This is a genomic window from Hymenobacter metallicola (assembly GCF_004745645.1).
GTDB classification, from domain to species: Bacteria; Bacteroidota; Bacteroidia; order Cytophagales; family Hymenobacteraceae; genus Hymenobacter; species Hymenobacter metallicola.
On the sequence record NZ_SRMB01000001.1, the window covers coordinates 1,666,579 to 1,687,695 of the forward strand.

A 21,117-nucleotide genomic window follows, 5' to 3' on the forward strand; every position below is an offset into this window, starting at 1 on the left:
AGATTCAGTGTTGAGCTGATAGCACTCTACATTTACTTCGCGCTACAGTTGCCGCTCCTTCCACACGTAGCTCCCGCGCAGCCCCAGCAGGCCGGTAGCCAGGGCGTAGGGCGCGTAGAGCAGCTGTAGCAGCCCGAGCCAACGCCGCCAGTGGAGCCGGTTCAGAAAGCGCAGCACCGGGGTCATAAACCAGGCATCGGCGCCCAGCTTTAAAACCCAGGCCGCGAGAATCCAGGGCCAGAGGGCGGGCTGGAAGAACGTTAGCAGCAAGCCCAGAAACAGCGCCAGATTGGCCCCGAGCACCAGCAGGGCCAGTTGCTGAGAAGCCGCGTGCTGGTAGTGCCGCCACTTGCTGGCCCAGCGCACCCGCTGCCGGAGCAGGGCGCCCAGCGTGGCCGGGGCAGCGGTAGAAACCAGAGCGGCCGGGCTTTTGAGGAAACGAATGCTGCCGGGAAAAGCCGCGTGGAGCTTGTGGAGCAGAAACTCGTCGTCGCCGCTGGCCAGGTGCTCGTTGCCGGCAAAGCCCTGGACGGCGGCAAAGGCGGCCCGCTGGTAAGCCAGGTTGGCGCCGTTGCACATCGTGGGGTGTTGGCGCCCGATACCGGCGGCCCCCACCCCTACCAGCCCGGCGAATTCGAGGCCCATGAGCTGCTGCCACACCGTAGCGGGCCCCGTGAGCAGCACCGGGCCGCTGATGAAGCGCACCGTGGGGTCGCTTGCGACCAAGGCGGCGTAGCAACGCAGCCAGTCGGAGCCGAAGCGGCAGTCGGCATCGGTGCAGACTACCCAAGGAGCCCGAGCCAGCTGCAGGGCCGCTTGCAGGGCGGCTTTTTTGCCGGTGCCGGCCGCTGGCCCAAGCTCCTGGAGCGACACGAGGCGCAGCGGAAACGGGCAGTGCCGCGCGGCCTCGGCCACCAGATGGGCCGTGGCGTCGGTGGAGTGGTCGTCGGCCAGGAGCACCTCAAACTGGCTGGGGGGCAGGCTTTGGCGAGCCAGGTCGTGCAAGAGGTTGGGCAGGTTGGCCACTTCGTTGCGGGCCGCAATGAGGACCGAAAACAGCGGGCCGGCAGCGGGTACCGGTTCTGCTACTGGCGGACAAGGCATTATCGAGGGCAGCGCCTGCCAGGCTTGGCGCAGGCGCAGCATCAGGGCGGCGTACATGGCGGGCAGCACCAGCAGGAGTAGTCCTGCTACCCACAGCGCGCTCATGCTTGCGGGTCTTTAAGAGTTAAATTCTTCCGGCGAAATACCTTCAGGCGGAGCACAAACAGCAGGCCCGCGGCGCTGGGTAGGGCAATATTGATAACCCACAGGCTCAGGCTGGCGCTGAGTACCGGCAGGGCCGGCTCGTGGAGCAGACCAAACAAGTGGGTGGCCGACAACTCCCGCACGCCCACGTCGGCCAGGGCATTGAGCGAGGGCACCAACGATTTGAGCAGAAATGTACCCGCAATGGCGGCCAGCCCGGGCCCTACGGGCGGCGAGGCGCCATAGGCCCAGAGCAGCAGCCCAAATTGGGCGCAGAACACCGCGTAGCGCAGCATCGACAAGGCCAAAATGGCGTGCAGGGCGCGGGCCGGATACGTGGGCATGACGGCCAAAAACCGCCGGAACCGCCGCAGGGGTCTAACAACCGTCAGGGCCGTGAGCAGGAGGCGGGACCGGTAGAGCGGCAGAATTACCCCGGCGTTGAGCAGGATAGTGGCCACCACCAACCCCAGGCCGGCCGAGGGGTAGCCCGGCAGGTAAAAGGCAAGCAGAAAGTAGAGCAGGCCCACCGTGCCGGCCACCACGGTAGCCACTAACTGGCAGTAACGGCCCAAAAACACCGCTCCCAAAGCATCCAGCCGGCGGCTCTTTAATTCGATAATGCGGCCGGCGTAGTCGCCTACCCGGTTAGGCGTCACGAAGCCCAGGGTGAGACCCACGAGCACCGCCCGAAAGCAGCGCCGAAACGTGACGGGCTCCAGGTGCCGGGCCAGTCGCCACCACTTCCAGGCCTCCAAGCCCCAATTCACCGGCACCAGGGCCAGGGCCGCCAGCACCGGCCCCCGGCCCGAGCCGCTGAGCGTAGAGCTAAGCAGCTGGCGCCAGGCCGCGGCCGTGGCCCCATCGGCATACACGGAATTATACAGCAAACCCAGTGTGAGGGCCGTAATGAGCAGCTTGCCCCCAATAACCAGCAGCCGGCGCCGGGAAGGTGCCGGTGGTTCCGGGTTTTGGACGTAGTTTTGTAAGTTGGGCGGGGGCAAAACGGCGGCGTGGTGATTAGCTTCGGCAAGTTACCGATGAAAATAGCAACGGCACTCCTCCGGTCTTTTCCGTCTTCGCCCACTCTTTGCCTATGCTTCTGCCCCACGCCGCTTCCCAGGACCTGCTTCCCAAAATTATCATGGGCGTCGACCCCGGCACCCAGATCATGGGCTACGCCGTGATTGAGGTGCAGGGCTCCCGCGTCACGGTGCTGCGCTACGACGTGATTGACATGAAGAAGATCGGCAACAACCACGCCCTCAAGCTCAAGAAGATCTTCGAGCGGATGCTGGAGCTGATTGACGAGTTTTTGCCCGACGAGCTGGCCATCGAAGCCCCGTTTTTCGGCGTCAACGTGCAGAGCATGCTCAAGCTAGGCCGGGCCCAGGGCGTGGCCATTGCCGCCTGCCTGTCCCGCCAGATTCCCTACGTGGAGTACGCCCCTACCAAGGTGAAGCAGGCCGTGACGGGCTCGGGCTCGGCCAGCAAGGAGCAAGTGGCCAAGATGCTGCGCCAGACCCTGAAGCTGCCCCCCATCGAGGAAGCCCCCAAGTTTCTGGACGCCACCGACGCCCTGGCCGTGGCCCTGTGCCACCACTACCAGAAAGGCAACAACGTGAAAGCCGGGACCAAGAGCTGGGACAAGTTCCTGACCGACAACCCCGAGCGAATGGCCAGCACTTCGTCCACGAAGAAGGTCCCCGCCAAAGCCAGGGCGAAGTAGCGCGAATTACAATTGCTCCGACGCTAGCCAGGCGTATCGACAACCTGGCGTAAAAGCTCCTCCCACAAATGCTGCCAATCAAGCCGGTCTTTTCAGTACTCGCGGCCCTTAGCGTCGGCTTGCTGGCCGGGTGTGAGCAGCAGCATACGGTGGCGGCCACTACGCTGCCCCAGAGTAGCGAAGCCCCACCGCCTACGCGCAACGCCACGCTTTACCAAGACAGCGTGTATGAGCTGATAGGGCCGGCGCATCAGTATGCGACCATTATCAGGATTGACAGCCCAGCCCCTGCGGCGCGCCCAGGAGTCGACATCCTTTTCCGCAACGAGGCAATCTACGTGCTGGGGGATACTGCTTTGCGGGGCTCGTTCGAGTTGTACCAGAAGTTTTCCTACCGCCACGCCTTCACCGATTTTCCCGCCGCTGCTGGGCGCGGGCCTCACGTTCGGCCCGATTTTACGACCAATCCGCACGCCAGGTGGCATAGGACCCGCATAAGGGAGGGCGCCAAGCAGCCGGCCAACTTTGCGGGCCACTACCGCCTGATTACCTGGGGCTGCGGCAGCTCCTGCCAGATGTCGGCGCTGGTCGACCAGCATACCGGGCGCATCTACGACGTTCCGGAAACCGCCGCGGGGTTAGAGTATCACCTCAACAGCCGGCTGCTCATCACCGATTATTCCGACGAGGAAGCGGGGCCACGCTCTTTTCTGCTGAATTCGATATACCCGCCCCCCGCGTTTTACCTCTGGACCGGTAGTCGGTTTGAGCAGCTCGATTAGGGCCGGGCGCTTCGGGCAGATGCCGGGACCTTTGCAAGCAGCTCTCCACGGTGCTGACGATAAGTGAGCCCGCAAATTTTCATTCGGCCACCCGGTAGTTAATCAGGAACGGCTTGGCCGATGGCTGGAAATGCGCGGCATCGGGCGGGAAGGTCCACCAAGTCGTGGAACCTGTTTTCGCCGGATCCTCGACCTGCCGCCACACAAACGGGGTTCCGTATTCAGTGCCAATCAAACCAAGGAGCTGCGGATTTTAGCACAAAAACACAGCAAAGAAAACGCCCGTCAGGTAGGTCCATAACCCAATGAAGCCAATGTGAACGGCCGTTTCAAACCGTTTGCCCCGCCAGAGCTTGGTCGAATAGCCCACTACCACGCTCAGCCGGAGCCAGCGCCCCGTCAAGACCCAGATAGCCATACCGATTTCGGCCAGGCCAATCAGCCGGGTGAGCGGGCCCGCGCAGACCGGCCCCAGAATGCGGGCACAATGGCCTCTTGCTCAGCAGCCCGTTAATAAGCCACACCGCCGCAATACCGTAGCGCAGCCCGCATGGCTAGTGCCCCAGTTCAATTTCCCCCTTCAGATACGTCACGGCGTAGCCGCTCATCAGGGCCCGGTCGTGGCGTAGCTCGCACCACAGGTCGCCGCCCCGGGCCGACACCTGGCGGGCGCGCAACTCAGTTTTGCCCAGGCGCCCGGCCCAGAAGGGAATCAGGGAGGCGTGGGCCGAGCCGGTTACCGGGTCTTCGGGCACCCCTACCCGGGGCGCGAAAAAGCGGGAGACGAAGTCGATGCCGTTGGTGCCAGGCGCGGTGGCAATGATGCCCACGTACTCCAGCTCGGCCACTTTGGCCATATCCGGGTGCAGGGCCAGCACCTCGGCCTCGGAGTTAAACAAGGCGACTAGGTCGCGGGAGGCCAGCACTTCCAGCGGCGTGGCCCGCAGCGCGTCGAGCAGGCCGGTGGGGTGCGTGGCCAGAAGCTGCGGGGGCCGGGACGGAAAGTCGAGGGTGAAGCGGCCGTCGGCGGCGTGACGCACCCGCAAGGGGCCGCTCTTGGAATGAAAGGTAATTTCCTCGCCCTGGAAGTTGAGGTGGCGAAACAGCACGTGGGCCGAAGCCAGGGTAGCGTGGCCGCAGAGGTCAATTTCGGCCGTGGGCGTAAACCAGCGGATTTCGTAGTCGGAGCCGCCGCGGGGCACGAAATAGGCAGTTTCGGCCAGGTTGTTTTCGGCCGCAATGGCCTGCATGGTTTCGGCGGGCAGCCACTCGGTGAGCGGGCATACGGCGGCGGGGTTGCCGGCAAAGACCCGGTCGGTGAAGGCGTCAATTTGGTAGAGCGGAAGCAGCATGGGAATCGGGAGTAGATAGAGGGCTAAAGGTAGCGGAAGAAGCGCAAGAGAACGTAGCTTGCAACTTGCTGAGTGGCCCTTTTTTGGCATTTGTTGGGTGGCCGCAGAAATTATTTCCCGGCTCACGCAACCCCGTGCGGGGCACCTTGGTCATGGGGGCAGAACGCTAGCGAATCCTATTTTTACCTTGCCTATCAGCTGCCTATGGCCGAATCAATTGACGCACTTGTAGAAGGCTGTCGCCGGGGCCGGCCTGCAGCACAGCGCGGCCTCTACGAGCGGTTGGGCTACCAGCTCATGGGCGTTTGCCTGCGCTACTGCCCTTCCCGGGCCGAGGCCGAGGACGCGCTGCAACTCACGTTTGTCAAAATATTTACCCGGCTCGACCAGTTCCAACACCAGGGACCCTTCGAGGCCTGGGCCCGGCGTATCGCCGTGACCACCTCCCTCAACCTGTGGCGGCAGCATCAGCAGCGGGGGCCCCAGCTGGAGGCCGAGGAAGCCAACGAGGTGCACCACCCCGACGGCACCCCCTTCGACCAGCTTTCGGCCGACGACGTGGTGCGGCAGATGAATGCCCTGCCGCCCGGCTACCGCACTGTTTTGAACCTCTACGCCATCGAAGGCTACTCGCACGCCGAAATCGGCGAGTTGCTGGGCATTTCGGAAGGCACCAGCAAGTCGCAGCTCTCCCGGGCCCGACGCCTGCTGGAGGAACGCCTGCAGCAGCAGGCTCACATCTCACTACCATGACTGATTTCGAATCGGAAAAATTCTACCACGACTTACGCCAGAAGCTGGAAGGCTATGGCAGCGCCCCACCCGAAACCGTGTGGGCAGGCATCCGGGAGCAGGTACCCATCCGCAAACGGCGGCGCCGGCCGGCCTTGCTGCTCCTGCTAGCGGCTATGGTTGTCGTCAGCCTCACGGTGGGCACCAAGCAATGGAAGCCCTTCTTCACCTCGGGTTCAGCCCCGGTGGCGACGGGCGAACTGGGTACCGCCGGTGAGCGGACCAGCCGGACTACAGTTCCGGCTACCGGGCCAAGAACGGGCGCTGGCCTGGGCACGGCTCCACCAGCTACTACCGCTACCACAACCGCTACTGCCCCTGCTGCTACCGAAACGGCTGCCCGCGGGGCCCTATCGGCTACTACATCACCCTCCTTAGCAGCCCCTGCTGCTACTTCCCGGTCCGTGGGCACGCTGGCCCGGGCCGGAACCGGACCAGCCGACCGCAGCCGGATTGGTATTACGCCACCGGAAGCTGCTGCCTCAAAAAGACGGAACCGTCGGCTTTCGGCTAGCGAAGCCACCGGCACCCCTGACGCCACCGCCTCGGCTGCCTATGCTGCCACGAGCCCAGCAGCCCGCCCGAGTCGCCGGAAAGCGGCTCTGAGTTCGGGCCTGCTCGCCAGCAGTGCAGCAACTCGGCGGGCTGCTCGTTTGAGCACCCGGAATGGGAGTGGTGAACCAGCTGCTTACCCGGCAGCGGCCCGCCAGGCCAAAGGCACTTTCCGCAGCCGGACCATTGCCAGCCAGCCAGTTGTTGCCGGCTCCGAGGCAGCAGAAGCAGCCGACCTGGAAACCAGCAGTGTCAGCACCCGGCGCCGCGGCCGACTGCCGAAAATCAGCAATGCCCCCCTGGCCTTGCGGACCGTACGCCCCGCGGCCCTGTCCGTGGAGGAACCCGAGGTGGAGCACGCCCGGCGCGCGCCTCGCAAGCGCCTCTCGAAACGTGAGCTACGCCTACGCAACTGGAGCGGGCAGCTACTGTTCGGCTCGGGGGTTACTTACCGTGCCCTGGGGGGGGCGCCTACCCAGCTCGAGCAGCTGGAGCGGCCCAGCCTGGGCTTCAACGGGCAGGCTACGGCTACCTATGCCCTGTCGCGCCAACTATCGGTAAGTGCGGGCCTGGGCTACGCCGAATATGCCACTTCCCTGAATTACCAACTCAAGAAAACTGCCTCGGAAAATTTGGTGGAAACCAAGTTTCGGGATGTGTACCGCTTCTTCACCATCCCGGTGCAGGCCCAACTCACTTTGGGCGGCAACCCGCGCTGGCGCTATGGGGTGCTGGGCGGCGGCGCACTGGGTATTCTGGCCGGGGCCCAAACCACGGAAGGCTCGGCCTGCAACTGTCGGCAAACAAACTGGGCCACCTCTACCAAAGAAAGTCCCTTTACCCGCACCAACCTTCTTTTCACCGGCGGGGCGTTTGCCAGCTACCAGTTTGCCCTGGGTCAGTGGTTCACTATTCGCCCGCAAGGACAGGTTTTCCTGAACTCTCTTACCACGCCGACGAGTGGCCGGGCGGCCCGCCGGCCCTGGAGCCTGGGCCTGCAGGCTGGCTATAGCTGGGACCTGGACCCACGCAAGCACTAATTCCTTCCCTATCCTTTCTGACTAGCTACTCCTCGACAATGAAAAAATTACTGCTTGCTTCCCTCCTAGCCTTCGGTGGCCTGCTGCCCGCCTGCCAGTTCGACCCCGGCGTGGTTATCTGCGACGACGGCAGCACGGGCCCCACGCCCACCGCCCCGGCCAACCTGCAGCAGCTCTACTCCCAGCTGGGCGCGCCCGTGCAGACCTTTACCTACGACCCGAGCCGCGCCAATACCTTCACCGGGGCAAAAGGCACTGTTATTTCGATTCCGGCCAACGCTTTTGTGAAGAACGGACGGGTGGTGAGCGGACCCGTTCAGCTCTCGTTCCGCGAGATTTTCAAACGAGCCGACATGGTGCTCAGCAGCATGCCCACCGTTTCGGGCGGACGGCTGCTCGAATCGGCGGGGGAAGTGTACCTGCGCGCCGACCAGGATTCGTCGATTACCCTGGCAACGGGCGCCACCATCCGGCTGCAGACCCAAACCCCGCCCAACGTTGCCTCGCCCGACTCGATGCGCTTGTTTGTGGGCGGCGGGGGTGGCGGCAGCGGGGCTCCGGCCTGCTTCGACTGGACCCTGAACAACCCGAGCTCGGGCGCTACCATTGCGCCTACCCCAACCGGCAACGTCATTACGGTCAGCAGCTTGCTCTACAACAGTGGCATTGGCTGGCTGAACTGCGACAAGTTTTATAGCAGCCCCAATCCGCGGACGGCCATTACGGTGAAAGTAACCGGCGGCGACATTGACCCGATCAAGAATACGATGGTATTTGCCGTGTTCCGCACCTTCAATGGCTCTTTGCGCATCTGTAGTTTCAAGGCCCCCGATACGTTCGAGGCCCCGGGCGTGCCGGAAGGATTGGCCGTCAGCGTTGTGGTTATCCGCACGCTCAATGGCAAGCTGTACTACGGCCGCCAAGATGGCACCATACAGGCCGGAGTGCCGTTTGCCCCCGTTCTGAAGGAAACCACTTCCGCCGCCATGGTTGATGACCTCAACCAGCTGTAAAAACCGCTTTTATTCTTACCGAGTTAATTCGCTTATTCTCGTCACGCTTTATGAAGCAAAAACGGCAGCTGGTGGCTGCCGTTTTTGTTTTCATGGGTTAGTCTTGTAGGCAGCCCCCAATAACTACTTGCCGCACCGGGTTTTCGCCCAGCCAGTAGGGTATTTCGGTGTAGTCGCGCACGTCGAGCACCAGAATATCGGCCTGCTTGCCGACCTCAATGCTGCCGATTTCAGATTCCAGCCGTAGGGCCCAGGCGGCATTAATGGTTACGCCGGCAATGGCTTCCCGGGGCGTCAAATCCATTTTCAGGCAGGCCATCGACAGGGCCAGCCAGAGGTTTTTGCTCGGGCAAGAACCGGGGTTGAAGTCGGTGCTGATGGCCACGGGCAGGCCCCGGTCGATAAACTGCCGCCCGGGCGCGTACTTTTCCTGGCGCAGAAACAGGGGCACCAGGGGCAGCAGCACCGCAATGGTTTGGCCTTCGCCCCCGTTGCCCAGCCGGGCCGCGTCCTCCAGGCTGAGGTAGTCGCAGTGGTCGACGCTGACGGCCCCGAGGTCGGCGGCCATGGCGCAGCCGCCCATGTCGTGGAGCTGCTCGGCGTGGATTTTCAACCAGAACCCCAGGGCCTGCGCCTGCTGCAGGTAGCGCCGCGAATCGGCCACGCTGAAGGCGCCCTGCTCGCAGAAAATGTCTACAAAGGCGGCTTTTCCCTGCAGTTCGGGCAGCACCTCGCGCACCAGATAGTCGAGGTAGTCGGCGGGGCGCCCCTGAAACTCGGGCGGCACCACGTGGGCACCCAGAAACGTGGGCACCACCCGCACGGGCTGCTGCTGGCCGGCCTGCTGAGCCACGTGCACCAGGCGCAGCTCGGTTTCCTTGTCGAGGCCGTAGCCGCTTTTGGCCTCCACCGTCGTGACGCCGTAGCGCCGGAAGTCGCGCAGGTGGCGCAGGGCGTGGTCGAGCAGCTCGGCCTCGGAGGCGGCCCGGGTGGCGCGCACCGTGCTTAGAATACCGCCGCCCGAGGCCAGAATATCCAGGTAAGACTCGCCCTGCAGCTTGCGCTGAAACTCGTGGGCCCGGTTGCCGGCAAATACCAAATGCGTGTGGCACTCTACCAGCCCCGGCATCACCACCCGGCCCTGGGCGTCCAGCACCTGCGTGTCGGTTGTAATCTGGCTTTCATCCAGCTCGCCCATGCGTCCGACCGCCACGATTTTGGAGCCACGGCAGGCTACGTAGGCATCGTGGAGCGTAAGCCAGTCGGTAGTCAAGGGGCGGTTAGGCCGGCCCCCGGCCAGCGTCAGCAGCTGACCGCAGTTACGAATAAGCAGGGTGTAGGACACGGAGTACGAGGCGCCCGGGGTGGAAACGGGTTGCGGCCCCAAACTACTCATATAAAAAAAGGATACGCCAGCACCTGACGTATCCTTTTCGGCCTTACGAAACCGACCTAATTGGCTAACAACACATTAAGTCCAGTACTGAATCGGGGCGTACGGGAAGCGGCGCTGCCACTCCGTGAAGAAGAACTGCTTAAGAGTGCGCATATCATCGGGTTGGTACACGTACTTGGTGCCCCCAAACTTGTTCCGTTTCACGGCCCGGGTGGCCTCATCCAGGTCCAGGGAGGTATTCGGGTACCACTGCAGCAGTACGTCCTTGGAGCCAGGCGTGAAGCGGTGACTAATCATTTCCACGGTCAGGTCGCAGGGAAAATCAAGCGTAGCGGCTAGCCGGTCGAGCAGCGCCGTGTAGTGCTGCCGCCACTCCGGAATGGGCATAATGGGAGCCAGCACCACGCCTACCGGGTAGCCGCCTCCACCCTGCTCCTGGGGTAAGGCGAGCTTCCGCAGCGCCTGCAGCCGCGCCTCTACGGAAGCCGTGCCCCCTTCGAGGCGCCGGGCAATGGGCTCGGCATTCAGGCTAAACCGGGCCCGGGTGTGCCCGTTGTGGGGCAGGTCGAGCAGGGAATCGACTTGGTCGTACTTGTTCACAAACCGCAGCTGGGCGCCTTCCCGGGTGCCGTAGTAGCGGATGCATTCGGCCAGGCTACCGGTCAGGTGCTCAATACCCAGCACGTCGGTGTAGCAGCTGACCTCGAAGGACGTGCGGCGCCCGGCTTGCTCGTAGGCGGCGGTGCCGGCCAGCAGCTTGGGCAGGTTGGCATAGGCGCGCACCACCGGCGGCCCCTGCAGGCTGCCGGCCAGGTAGCAATACTGGCAGTGGGCCGGGCAGCCTTCGGCCAGGTTCATCTGCCAGTCGGCCGACGGAGGCGTGGGCTGCAGCTTCAGGGCGCTGGGCGGGGCGCATACCACGGCCAGCGTGTTCTTGGCATTGCGGTAGGTTTCGCGGGCGTCGGCGCCGCGCAGGCCGGTCAGGCGGTTGCTCTTCAGCAGCTCGATTTCCAGGTTGTGCGCCTCGGCCCGGGCCAGCATCTGCTGCCCAAAGGGCTCGTCGAGGGCGTCGGGGGTAAACAAAACCCGCTTGGGCAGCCACAGGCGGGCCGAGTGCGTCAGGGGCTGAGGCACGGGGGCAGGCTGGTCGGTGAGCAGGGTTTCGGAAAGCTGAACGAAGGTGCCGGAATCTAGCATCAAAACGGGTAGCTGGTGTAGATATAGAACACTTGCGGCGGGCTATAAAGTCCCGAACAGTCCGTTTAATCAGAATATTTAACCATTGACTTTCAGTACATTAAAACACTAATCAAGTATTTATTTCGGCTCCGCACCCTGGCCCAAGCAGCGGTTCGCCCCCTTGCGTGCATCCTACCTACAAGAGCCCTCAGCACGCTTGCTTCCTGCTTAGTTTCCACCGCATCTTTCCCCAACTATGGCTTTGAAACTACCTTTCCTCAGCGCCGCTTTTTTCCTGGTTACGCTTCGGTCTGCGGCCCAGGAGCCCCTACAGCAACTGATAGCCGCTGAGCGCAGCTTTGCCCAGGCCGCCATCCAAACAACTACCAAACAGGCCTTTCTGGCCAGCATGGCCGATTCAGCCATCATGTTCAACAATGGCCAGCCGGAACTGGCCAAGCCCGGCTGGCAAAAGCGGCCCGAGCAGCCCAACGCGCCCAAGCTCATCTGGGGACCAGCTTTTGCGAGCATTGCCAACTCCACCGACCTGGGCTACACCACCGGGCCCTGGTACATCGAGCAGGCGGAGGGCAAGCGCGTGGCCCACGGGCAGTTTTTTACGCTCTGGGGCCGGCAGCCCGATGGCAGCTTCAAGTTTCTGCTCGACGTGGGCGTGTCGCACCCCGCCCCGGCTTCCGCCGACCTACCCACGCAGGTTGCCGCGCCGAGCCGGCCGACTCCCATGAGTAAGCGGCGCCGGGCCAACCTGCCCAAGCTGGACGAGCAACTCTCGGCCGCTCTTCAGGACCGGGGCGCGGGTTCAGGCTACGCGGCCTGGCTCAGCCCCCAGGCCCGTTTGCTGCGCGACGCCCACCCACCCCTGACCACTCCCGCCGCCATTGCCCCGGTGCTGGCCGCCGACCCGGTTCGTCGCTTTACCAGCCAAGGCAGCCGCGTAGCTCATAGCGGCGAGCTGGGTTATACCTACGGCACGTATCTTTCGGCCCAAACTCCCTCCGACCAGGGGGGCTACCTGCACGTGTGGCAACTGGAAGCCCGCGGCTGGCGTTTAGTGGCCGAAGTTCTTACTCCTACTGCCCCGCCCAAACCCTAAAGTCAGGCGGCCGGGGCCCTACCTCTACCCCGCATGAAAGCGCTGCTGCTCATTGATATTCAACCCGATTTCTTACCCGGCGGCTCCCTGGCCGTACCGGAAGGCGACGCCGTGGTGCCCCTGGCCAACGCCCTGCAACCCCACTTCGACCTGGTCGTGGCTACCCAGGACTGGCACCCGCAGAACCATAAGAGCTTTGCGGCCAATCACGCCGGGCGGCAGCCATTCGAACAGATTGACCTCCACGGCCTGCCCCAGGTGCTCTGGCCGGTGCACTGCGTGCAGGGCTCGGCCGGGGCGGCTTTGGCCGAATCATTGGATGCCAACCGCATCGAAACCATCTTCCGCAAAGGCACCGACCCGGAAATTGACAGCTACAGCGGATTTTACGACAACGGCCACCGCAAAGCCACGGGGCTGGCCGACTACCTGCGGGGCAAGGGCGTGCAGCAGGTGTACGTGGCCGGCCTGGCCGCCGACTACTGCGTGTACTTTACGGCCAAGGATGCCCTGCAGGAAGGGTTTGACACGTATCTGATTGAGGACGCCACCCGCCCTATTTCGCCCGAAGGCTTTGCCCAGGCCAAAGCTGATTTAGAACAGCTCGGCGGCCACATCATTCACAGCACGGCGGTGCTGGGTGGCCACTGATATGACGTCAGCACCCCTGATTCTGACCCTGGCCCTGGACGAGCCGGCTACCCGGTTTTTCAACGACCTGCGTCAGCAGCACTTCCCGCCGGAGCGGAATTTTCTGGCCGCCCACCTCACCTTGTTTCACCACCTGCCCGGCACCGAGCAAGTCCAAATCGAGGAAACCCTGACCACGCTGGCGCAAAACCAGGCGCCCTTGGCCCTGACGGTGCCGGGGCTGCAGTTTCTGGGTCAGGGCGTGGCCTACCAGGTAAGCAGCCAGGAGTTGGAGCGCCTGCACCGGGACTTGCAGCGGCAGTGGTGGGCCTGGCTAACGCCCCAGGATCAGCAGAAGCGCCGCCCCCACGTGACTATTCAGAACAAGGTGCGCCCCGAAGTAGCCCGGGCCTTGCACGAGCAGCTAGCTGCCGGATTTGAGCCCTTTGCCGCTACGGGCGTGGGCCTCCAGCTCTGGGCTTACCGCAACGGCCCCTGGGAATGGCTGCGCAGCTTTGCTTTCGGCGGATAGAGCACCAAAAGCAAATATTAATTTTATCATATTTAACCTTATATCCCTTACCCTACTCGAAAGCAGGAACAGGCTGGTCGATTGCCAGTCTGTCTTGCCCCGTCCGGAACCCGGCTTCACCGAATAATTGGAAAGCATTGCGCCAGGCTTGCTAGCTTTGATATTGATAGAATCTCAATTAGATTTGAAATTCGCCGCCCTCAGCCTACCACACCCTGTGCATGCAACATATTGGCCTACTTTTTACCGCAGCGCTGATTCGGGGCGCTGTACCAGCGGCGGCTGCCCCGCCCGGTGCTGCCAGTAGCGTAGTTGCCTCTCCGAAACATCCAATTACAGCCACTACCCTGCTTCCCGCTGCGGATGCCGTGGGCGGCATGGTGCTCAACGACACCGGCGAACCGCTGCCCGGCGCGACGGTCTTCCTGAAAGGCTCCTTCGTGGGCACCAGTACCAACCAGCTCGGCCAATTCCACCTGGATGTCTCGCTCGAGAAAGGCCCCGTCACGCTCACCATTGCATTCGTGGGCTACGAATCCCAGGAAATAACCCTTACCGAAGCCAATCACGACTTAGTTATCAGACTGGTACCCAGTGCGGCGACCGTTAATGCCACGGTCGTATCGGCCTCGCGGGTGGAGGAGAACATCCTGCGTACTTCTTTCACCATCGACAAAGTAACCGCCGCTCAGCTGGAGCGCCTCAGCACGCCGGAGGTGCTGGCCGGGCTGGGCCAGCTGCCGGGCGTGGACGTAAACTCGGCCTCGATGCTCTTTACCAGCGTCAGCACCCGGGGCTTCAACACGGCCAAGAGCGAGCGGGTCATCCAGCTGGTCGACTACATGGACACGGCCCTGCCGAGCCTGAATTTGAGCCCGGGCAACCTGGTGGGCATTCCCGAGCTGGACATGGAAAGCATCGAGCTGATTCACGGACCGGCCTCGGCCTTGTACGGGGCCAATGCCCTGAGCGGGGTGGTCTTGTTCAACAGCAAGGACCCGTTTGTCTACGAGGGCCTGAGCGTGCGTTTGCGCGGCGGGCAGCGCAACCTGCTGGACGGGCAGGTGCGCTATGCCCACAAGCTCGGCGACAAGTGGGCCCTCAAGCTCAACGCCAGTGCCTTCCAGGCCAACGACTGGATTGCCAATAATTACGAGGCCGTCAGTTTTTCTCTAAATCCGGCCGGCTCCCCGCTGGGCTACGATGCGGTGAACCGTCACGGGGAAATTGCCTACCAGTTCAACAGCACGCGGCAATTGCCCGGTGGCACCCACCCCGACCTGTACGGCAAAACGGCGTATATGCCCGGCTTCACCGAGCAGGAGCTCATCGGCAACGACCAGCAGACCCGCTCCTACCGCCTGCAGGGGGCCTTATCGTACCTGATTAAGGATGACCTGAAGCTGACTCTGGAAGCCAAGCACGCCACGGGCACTTCCACCTACCAAAACATCAGCCGCTTTCGGGTGAAGGGCCTGGGCACGAACCAGTACCGGGCCGAATTGAAAAGCTCCAGGGGCTTCATCCGGGCGTATTCCACGGAAGACTTCACCGGCAGCACCTATGAGCTGACTCAGCTCAGCGCCTTGGTGCAACATGCTACGGCCCAGGAAAACACCCCGTACGGCCCGTTGAGCTACAGCCAGGTGTTTTTTATTACCTACAACAACGCCTACAAACAAGCCCTGGCCACGCCCGGAATCAGCAAAGAGCAAGCCCAGGCGGCCGCTTTACAGGCGGCGAATGCAACTCAACTGAAGTCCTCGGATCCGCGCTTTGCGGAGCTGCGCACCCAACTCACTGCCGATGACCAGCCCGGCCGCGGGGCCCAGCAGAACTTCAACTCCTTTTTGAACGACATCAGCGCCCAGCGCAGCTTCCGCGTGTCCGACTTCGGCACCGACCTGATTCTGGGGGGCGCGTACCGCGAATACCGCCTGGGCTCGGGGGGCAAGCTCTTCAATGACTTCAACCAGGGCCGCATCCGCAACTACGAGTTTGGCGCCTACGGGCAGCTGACCCAGACCCTGCTGCAGGACCACCTGAAGCTGGCCCTGGCCGGGCGGGTCGACTACTTCAAGAACTTCTCGCCGGCTTTGTCGCCGCGGGCCTCGGCCGTGTATAGCTTCGGGCCCGACAAACGGCATAACTTCCGGACCAGCTACGCCGGCGCTTACCGCAGCCCCTCCCAGCTCGAGCAGTACGCCCATTCCGACGTTACGTCTTTTATCGTGCTGGGCAATATCGGCCGCGGCTTTGAAGGCTACGGCTTTACCGATGCGGCCGGCAACCCCTACGGGACGCCCGGCATTCCGCTGTCGGCCTTCGAAATTCGTCTGCCCAAGCTGGCTCTGGAGCATTCGACGACCGTGGAGGCGGGCTACAAAGGCATGCTATGGCCGAAGCTCTACGCCGACATAAGCTATTTCCGTAGCCTCTACACCGACTTTGTGGGTGGCCGTACCTTCGTCGGCAACGTGGACGGGACCCGCCCCACCCAACAGCAGCTCGACGAAGGCCTGCCCGCCCTGGCCGACCGCAGCAAACCCACGCGCTTCATCTTCACCTGGTACAACAACGCTCAGCAGGTGCGCACCCAGGGCGCGACCCTCGACCTGGCCTACAAGCTCAGCAAACCAGTGCGCCTGAACGGCAACTACACCCTCAACGTGCTGGACCGCCGCAATCTGCCCGCCGATTTTCAAACCTTCTTCAATACGCCCAAGCACAAGTTCAACCTGGGTGTTCAGGGCACGGTGGCCCAGCTGACCTACGCCCTGAACTACCGTTGGGCCCAGGGCCACCGGCAGGAGCTGCCTTTTGCCACCGGCACCCTGCGCGCCTACCGCTCCACCGACGCCTACCTGGGCTATACTCTGCCCGAGCTGGCTACCACTTTCCAGGCGGGCGTGTCGAACCTGTTCAACACGAACAACATCCAGATTATTGGCGGCCCCCAGATCGGGCGCTTAGCCTTCCTGGGCGTGCTCGTAAACGTACAATAAGCGGCCCTTACCTCAATAAGAAAGCCGGAGCGGGTCGTACCAGATACGGCCCGCTCCGGCTTTTTCGGCCTGTTGCTTACCGGTTGTTAATCAGCTTGAAGCGGGCGTCCAGCTCCTGGCGCGAAGCCTGGCGCACCTCTTCGGAAGTACCGTAGCCTACCTCCTGCTCGCCGGCGGCCAGCCGCTCCATGATGGAATCGGCAAAGGCATCGACGGGTACCCCAAAGGTGTGCAGCCCGGCTCCGCCCAGGTCGGTATTCACGGCCGGGGGCACAATTTCCAGCACCTGGATGGGTGTAGCGGCCAGCTGGTGGCGCAACGAAAGCGTGAACGAGTGCAGGGCGGCCTTGGTAGCACTGTAGATGGGGGCAAACGCGGCCGGGGCAAACGACAAACCCGACGTAACGTTGATAATGGCCGGATTAGGCTGCCCGCTCAGGAAAGGAATAAACAGCATGCTCAAATGAATGGGCGCCTCCAGATTGATAACGATTTCCTGGCGGCGCGCTTCCCAGTCCTCCGTGTCGTCGGCCAGTTGCAGGCGGTTCTGAATACCGGCGTTGTTGAGCAGTACGTTTACCCCCGCAAACTCGGCTTTGACCCATTGCAGCAGCTCCTGCCGGTCGGTGGCCACGGCTACGTCGCAGACGCGGGTATGCAGGCCGGGCAGCTTGGCCTGGGCTTCGCGTAGCTTGTCCTCGCGGCGGCCCACGACAATAACTTCGCTGCCGGCCCGGACAAAACGCTCGGCCAGGGCAAAGCCAATACCGGAGGCTCCGCCGGTAATCAACACGGTGTTTGCGGCTAAATTCATAAAGAAGAAAACAGTGCTAGAGTTAGAAACGAGTATGCAGGATACTACTTCCCACTACCCGCTTTTGTTGAAGCAATTCATCTGCCGGCCCGAATTTTTTACGGATTAAGGCCCCATGTTTACCAACTGCTGCGTTTTTCCCTGTCCTATTTTCTGGCCTCTGTGCGGTTTGCTACTCGCCCCTCGGCCTGTTGCTTCTTGCCGGCCGTAGCCCGGCCCAGTCCTTCGAGCCGGGCTTGCGGGTAACGGCAGCCAGCGACGCGGTGCAGGGCGGAGCTACTGGAAACCAAGTTGATGAAAGACCGGGACGCGGCACCCGCCGCCAGCCGGCGGGAAGCTCGACCTTATTGCCTCTGGCAGCCAGCAGACGCACTTTTTTACCAATCTAAGCCAACAAAAGAGCCTTTTTTTGCTTTTCGACGTAGGCAATACCTTTGCCGACTTCTTTGCTACGTCACCCCTATGAATACTACCGATAACTCTCCGGAAAGCACCGTTGACGTCGTGCTCATCGGCGCCGGCATTATGAGCGCCACACTGGGCATGATGCTCAAGGAGTTGCAACCCGACCTGACCATTACCGTGCTCGAGCGGCTCGATGTGGCCGCCGCCGAAAGCTCCGACGCCTGGAACAACGCCGGCACTGGTCACTCGGCCTTTTGCGAGCTAAACTACACCCCCGAAAAGCCCGACGGCTCCATCGACATCAGCAAGGCCATCGGTATTGCCGAGTCGTTTGAGGTATCAAAGCAGTTCTGGGCTTTTCTGGCCGAGAAATACGCCGTAAAAGAGCTGCAGCGCTTTATCAACCACATTCCGCACATGAGCTTTGTGTGGGGCCCCGATAACGTGGAGTACCTGCGTAAGCGCCATGCGGCCCTTACCCAGTCGCCCTTGTTCAAGGGCATGGAATACTCGGAAGACCGCCGCCAGATCGAGCAGTGGATTCCGCTGGTGATGGAAGGCCGCGACCCTAGCCAGCAGGTGGCCGCCACCAGCATGGATTTGGGCACCGACGTGAACTTTGGCTCCCTGACCCGGGGCATGTTCTACCTGTTGCAGGAAAAGCCCGGCGTCACGTTCCACTTCAACCACGAAGTCAGCAAGCTTAAGCGCAAGGAAGACGGCCTCTGGAGCGTAAAAGCCACCGACCGCCTCACGGGCCAGAGCAAGAAGGTACGGGCCAAATTCGTGTTTATCGGCGCGGGCGGCGGCTCCCTGACCCTGCTCGAAAAGTCGGACATTCCCGAAGGCCACGGCTTCGGCGGCTTCCCCGTGAGCGGGCAGTGGCTCAAGTGCGTGAACCCCGAAGTAATTGAGCGGCACGAGGCCAAAGTGTATGGCAAGGCCGCCGTGGGCTCCCCGCCCATGTCGGTGCCCCACCTCGACTCGCGCATGATCAACGGCAAGCGGGAGCTCCTATTTGGTCCCTACGCGGGCTTCAGCACCAAATTCCTGAAAAAAGGCTCCTTCCTGGATCTGCCCGCCTCCATCCGGGCCGGCAACCTGCGCCCCATGATTATTGCCGGGCTCAAGAACATTCCGCTCACGCGCTACCTCATCAACCAGGTGCGGCAGTCGCCCGAAGACCGCCTGCAAGCCCTGAAAGAATACTTGCCCAAGGCCCGGGCCGAAGACTGGCAGCTCGAAATTGCCGGCCAGCGGGTGCAAGTCATCAAAAAGCACGAAAAAGAAGGCGGGGTGCTGGAGTTCGGCACCGAAGTCGTGAGTGCGGCCGATGGCTCCATTGCGGCCCTGCTGGGTGCCTCGCCCGGGGCTTCCACGGCCGTGTCCATCATGGTCAGCCTGATTCAGAAATGCTTCAAGGCGCAGGGCAACTCGCCCGAGTGGACGGCCAAGTTCAAGGAGATGATTCCTTCCTACGGCCAGAAGCTCAACGACAACCCCGCCCTGCTCGACCAGATTCGGACGCACACCAACGCCGTGCTCGGCCTGGCCGATACGGCTGCCCTGACCGGTAAGTAAGAGCCGTCTTATTCTTAAAAAAGCCTCCTGATACACACCAGGAGGCTTTTTCTTTTTCAGCAGGAACCCGCTAGGGTTTAGTAGCCACCACCGAATACACCAGCGGCGCCTTTTCGCCCAGGGGGCCAATACGGAAGGTGCCGTCGGGCTGGGCCACGGTGTGGGCAAAGCAGTTGTAGGGCGAAAAGTCGTATTCGGCAAAGCTGGTCAGCGCCAGGCCCTGCCGCAGCAGGCTGCCGAGCACCTCGCTCAGGCTATGATTCCAGGTAACCGACTGGTGCACGATGCCCGCCGAGAGGTCGGCATAGGTACCGGTTTCGGTTTCCTCGATGGGCCCCGTGTTGAAGTAGCTGTATTCCAGGCGGGTAAATTCGTTGTCGAACATCCACACCACCGGATGAAACTCCACCAGCAGCAGGCGGCCGCCGGGCCGGAGGTAGCGGTGCACCAGCGCGGCCCAGGGTTGCAAGTCGGGCCACCAGTTCAGCACGCCGTAGGTCATATACACTACGTCAAACTGTGCTTCCTGGGACAGATACTGGGGCAAATCGTGCACGTCGCAGCAAATAAACTCGGCCGCAACGCCAATTTCTGCACTTAGCCTCCGGGCGGCGGCAATGGCGGCATCCGACAGGTCGACGCCCGTTACCCGGGCCCCGAGGCGGGCCAGGGACAGCGTATCCTGGCCAAAATGACACTGCAGATGCAGAATGCGCAGCCCGGCCACGTCGCCCAGCAACGCTAGCTCGATGCTGTTCAACGACGTGCTGCCCGCTTTGAAAGCTTCCACCGCGTAGAACTCGGACGCCAGGTGGGGGCCGGTGCGGGCATTCCACAGGGCGCGGTTCAGGTCGAGGTAAGTAGGCGTCGTCATGGCTGATGAAGGGACGGTATCAGGTGGTGCGGGGCAGGAAAATCTCGGCCAACATGCACCGGGCACTACCGCCCCCAATGGTTTCGATGGTCGGAATGGGCAGGGGCAGCAATTCGCAGTACTGGCTCAGTTGCTGGCGCTGAGCCGCTGTCAGGGCCTCATAGGCGCGCTGCGACATCACCAACCGCTCGGGCCCGCCCGCGGCGGGCTGCACCGTAAGCATGTTGCCGGCAAACCGGGCCACCTGGGCCAGGGAAATAGCCACGATTTCGTGGCCGGTAGCTTCCAGCGAAGCCACGACGGCGGCCTGCTCGGCGGCATCGGTGATGCTTTCTACGCACAGCACGGCAAACCGGGCGCCCACGCACAGCATCACGTTGGTGTGGTAAATGGGTTGCCCCTGCGGGTCGTGGGCGTGAAATGCTACCGGCCGGTAGCCCAGTCGGGCAGCTACCTCGGCAAACAGGGCCGCATCGGTCCGGGCCGAAACGCCCGCGTAGGCCACGCGGTGCAGATGGTCGAAGATAATGCTGCCGGTGCCTTCCAGAAACCGCCCCTGCTGCTCGTGGTGCGACAAATCAATGACTTCCGTAAGCTGAAACTGCTGGGCCAGGCCGGCCAGAATATCGGGGCGGCGCTCGGCCCGGCGGTTGGGGGCGCACATGGGATACAGCAGCACGCGGCCATCGGGGTGAAAGGTGCCCCAGTTGTTGGGAAACACCGCATCGGGCTTGGCGGGCTCGGCCGTATCGTCGACTACCATCACATCGATTCCGTTGGCCCGCAGGCTCGCCACGGCGTTATCGAATTCGGCAAAGGCCTGCTGCTGCAGCTGCTCTGCACTGAGCTGGGCCAGGGCTTGCTGAAAGTGGTTGGACGCCGCCGTTTCGGCATTGAAGGCGAAGCGGACGGGGCGCACGAGCAGTACGGTGGAAGCTGATTGCATAAGCAAGCGAAGTAGCGGGAGCCGCAAGTAGGGAAAAGTTGGCAAATTCCGGCCTCCGTCTGGCTCCAACATCCCTGCCCAAGGCTGCTGGCAGCCGGTTGAAACGCAAAAACGCCGGAAAAAGAACCAGGTC

19 protein-coding genes are annotated in these 21,117 nt (G+C 62.6%); 10 read left to right on the forward strand and 9 right to left on the reverse strand.

Annotated features, from left to right (window positions below; all coding sequences use genetic code 11):
• Positions 1–42 precede the first annotated feature (42 nt).
• Together E5K02_RS06995 and E5K02_RS07000 are read right to left on the reverse strand one after the other, a co-directional pair.
• Positions 43–1,209, reverse strand: a complete 1,167-nt coding sequence (locus tag E5K02_RS06995; protein ID WP_135393393.1) for a glycosyltransferase — start codon at positions 1,207–1,209, stop codon at positions 43–45.
• Positions 1,206–2,252 (reverse strand): lysylphosphatidylglycerol synthase transmembrane domain-containing protein, encoded by a 1,047-nt coding sequence (locus E5K02_RS07000; protein WP_135393395.1) that lies wholly within the window; start codon positions 2,250–2,252, stop codon positions 1,206–1,208. The genes E5K02_RS06995 and E5K02_RS07000 overlap by 4 nt, the downstream gene beginning before the upstream one ends.
• A 92-nt stretch (positions 2,253–2,344) precedes the next feature.
• Here E5K02_RS07000 and ruvC point away from each other — a divergent pair, with 92 nt between their 5' ends.
• A complete protein-coding gene (gene ruvC, locus E5K02_RS07005; protein WP_135393397.1) occupies positions 2,345–2,977 on the forward strand; it encodes a crossover junction endodeoxyribonuclease RuvC in 633 nt (210 codons plus the stop codon).
• A gap of 68 nt (positions 2,978–3,045) precedes the next feature.
• Positions 3,046–3,759, forward strand: coding sequence for a hypothetical protein (locus E5K02_RS07010; RefSeq protein ID WP_135393399.1), 714 nt, complete (start codon positions 3,046–3,048; stop codon positions 3,757–3,759).
• 253 nt (positions 3,760–4,012) lie between these two features.
• On the opposite strand, the gene E5K02_RS25470 is transcribed toward E5K02_RS07010, so the two are convergent.
• Positions 4,013–4,177, reverse strand: coding sequence for a hypothetical protein (locus tag E5K02_RS25470; protein ID WP_167856211.1), 165 nt, complete (start codon positions 4,175–4,177; stop codon positions 4,013–4,015).
• A 136-nt stretch (positions 4,178–4,313) separates the two neighbouring features.
• On the reverse strand, positions 4,314–5,111 hold the full coding sequence (locus tag E5K02_RS07015; RefSeq protein ID WP_135393401.1) for a PhzF family phenazine biosynthesis protein: 798 nt from the start codon (positions 5,109–5,111) through the stop codon (positions 4,314–4,316).
• Between the two features lie 204 nt (positions 5,112–5,315).
• Here E5K02_RS07015 and E5K02_RS07020 point away from each other — a divergent pair, with 204 nt between their 5' ends.
• From E5K02_RS07020 to E5K02_RS07030, 3 genes are read left to right on the forward strand one after another with little or no spacing between them, the layout of a single operon-like run.
• A complete protein-coding gene (locus tag E5K02_RS07020) occupies positions 5,316–5,864 on the forward strand; it encodes an RNA polymerase sigma factor (RefSeq protein ID WP_135393403.1) in 549 nt (182 codons plus the stop codon).
• Positions 5,861–7,495, forward strand: coding sequence for an outer membrane beta-barrel protein (locus E5K02_RS07025; protein ID WP_135393405.1), 1,635 nt, complete (start codon positions 5,861–5,863; stop codon positions 7,493–7,495). The genes E5K02_RS07020 and E5K02_RS07025 overlap by 4 nt, the downstream gene beginning before the upstream one ends.
• A 38-nt stretch (positions 7,496–7,533) precedes the next feature.
• On the forward strand, positions 7,534–8,508 hold the full coding sequence (locus E5K02_RS07030) for a hypothetical protein (RefSeq protein WP_135393407.1): 975 nt from the start codon (positions 7,534–7,536) through the stop codon (positions 8,506–8,508).
• Positions 8,509–8,605: 97 nt separating this feature from the next.
• Here the strand turns inward: E5K02_RS07030 and hutI are convergent, their stop codons facing one another.
• Entirely contained in the window at positions 8,606–9,904 is a 1,299-nt protein-coding gene (hutI, locus tag E5K02_RS07035) for an imidazolonepropionase (protein ID WP_135393409.1), read from the reverse strand.
• A 75-nt stretch (positions 9,905–9,979) separates the two neighbouring features.
• Entirely contained in the window at positions 9,980–11,101 is a 1,122-nt protein-coding gene (locus tag E5K02_RS07040; protein WP_240737180.1) for a spore photoproduct lyase family protein, read from the reverse strand.
• 238 nt (positions 11,102–11,339) lie between these two features.
• On the opposite strand from E5K02_RS07040, the gene E5K02_RS07045 reads away from it, so the two are divergent.
• The 4 genes from E5K02_RS07045 (at position 11,340) to E5K02_RS07060 (ending at position 16,364) form a co-directional block, all read left to right on the forward strand.
• Positions 11,340–12,197, forward strand: coding sequence for a hypothetical protein (locus E5K02_RS07045; RefSeq protein WP_135393411.1), 858 nt, complete (start codon positions 11,340–11,342; stop codon positions 12,195–12,197).
• A gap of 33 nt (positions 12,198–12,230) precedes the next feature.
• Complete coding sequence (gene pncA, locus E5K02_RS07050) at positions 12,231–12,848, forward strand: bifunctional nicotinamidase/pyrazinamidase (protein WP_135393413.1); 618 nt, start codon at positions 12,231–12,233, stop codon at positions 12,846–12,848.
• A 1-nt stretch (position 12,849) separates the two neighbouring features.
• Complete coding sequence (locus E5K02_RS07055) at positions 12,850–13,359, forward strand: 2'-5' RNA ligase family protein (RefSeq protein WP_135393415.1); 510 nt, start codon at positions 12,850–12,852, stop codon at positions 13,357–13,359.
• A gap of 221 nt (positions 13,360–13,580) precedes the next feature.
• A complete protein-coding gene (locus E5K02_RS07060; protein ID WP_135393417.1) occupies positions 13,581–16,364 on the forward strand; it encodes a TonB-dependent receptor in 2,784 nt (927 codons plus the stop codon).
• A gap of 76 nt (positions 16,365–16,440) precedes the next feature.
• Here the strand turns inward: E5K02_RS07060 and E5K02_RS07065 are convergent, their stop codons facing one another.
• Positions 16,441–17,178 (reverse strand): SDR family oxidoreductase, encoded by a 738-nt coding sequence (locus E5K02_RS07065; RefSeq protein WP_135393419.1) that lies wholly within the window; start codon positions 17,176–17,178, stop codon positions 16,441–16,443.
• A gap of 462 nt (positions 17,179–17,640) precedes the next feature.
• On the opposite strand from E5K02_RS07065, the gene E5K02_RS07070 reads away from it, so the two are divergent.
• Positions 17,641–19,164 carry a malate:quinone oxidoreductase gene (locus E5K02_RS07070; RefSeq protein WP_135393421.1) on the forward strand — a complete coding sequence of 508 codons (1,524 nt, stop codon included), beginning with the start codon at positions 17,641–17,643 and terminating at the stop codon, positions 19,162–19,164.
• 70 nt (positions 19,165–19,234) lie between these two features.
• On the opposite strand, the gene E5K02_RS07075 is transcribed toward E5K02_RS07070, so the two are convergent.
• Positions 19,235–20,038, reverse strand: a complete 804-nt coding sequence (locus E5K02_RS07075) for a class I SAM-dependent methyltransferase (RefSeq protein WP_135393423.1) — start codon at positions 20,036–20,038, stop codon at positions 19,235–19,237.
• Positions 20,039–20,057: 19 nt separating this feature from the next.
• Positions 20,058–20,984, reverse strand: a complete 927-nt coding sequence (gene ctlX / locus E5K02_RS07080; RefSeq protein WP_135393425.1) for a citrulline utilization hydrolase CtlX — start codon at positions 20,982–20,984, stop codon at positions 20,058–20,060.
• Between the last annotated feature and the right edge of the window lie 133 nt (positions 20,985–21,117).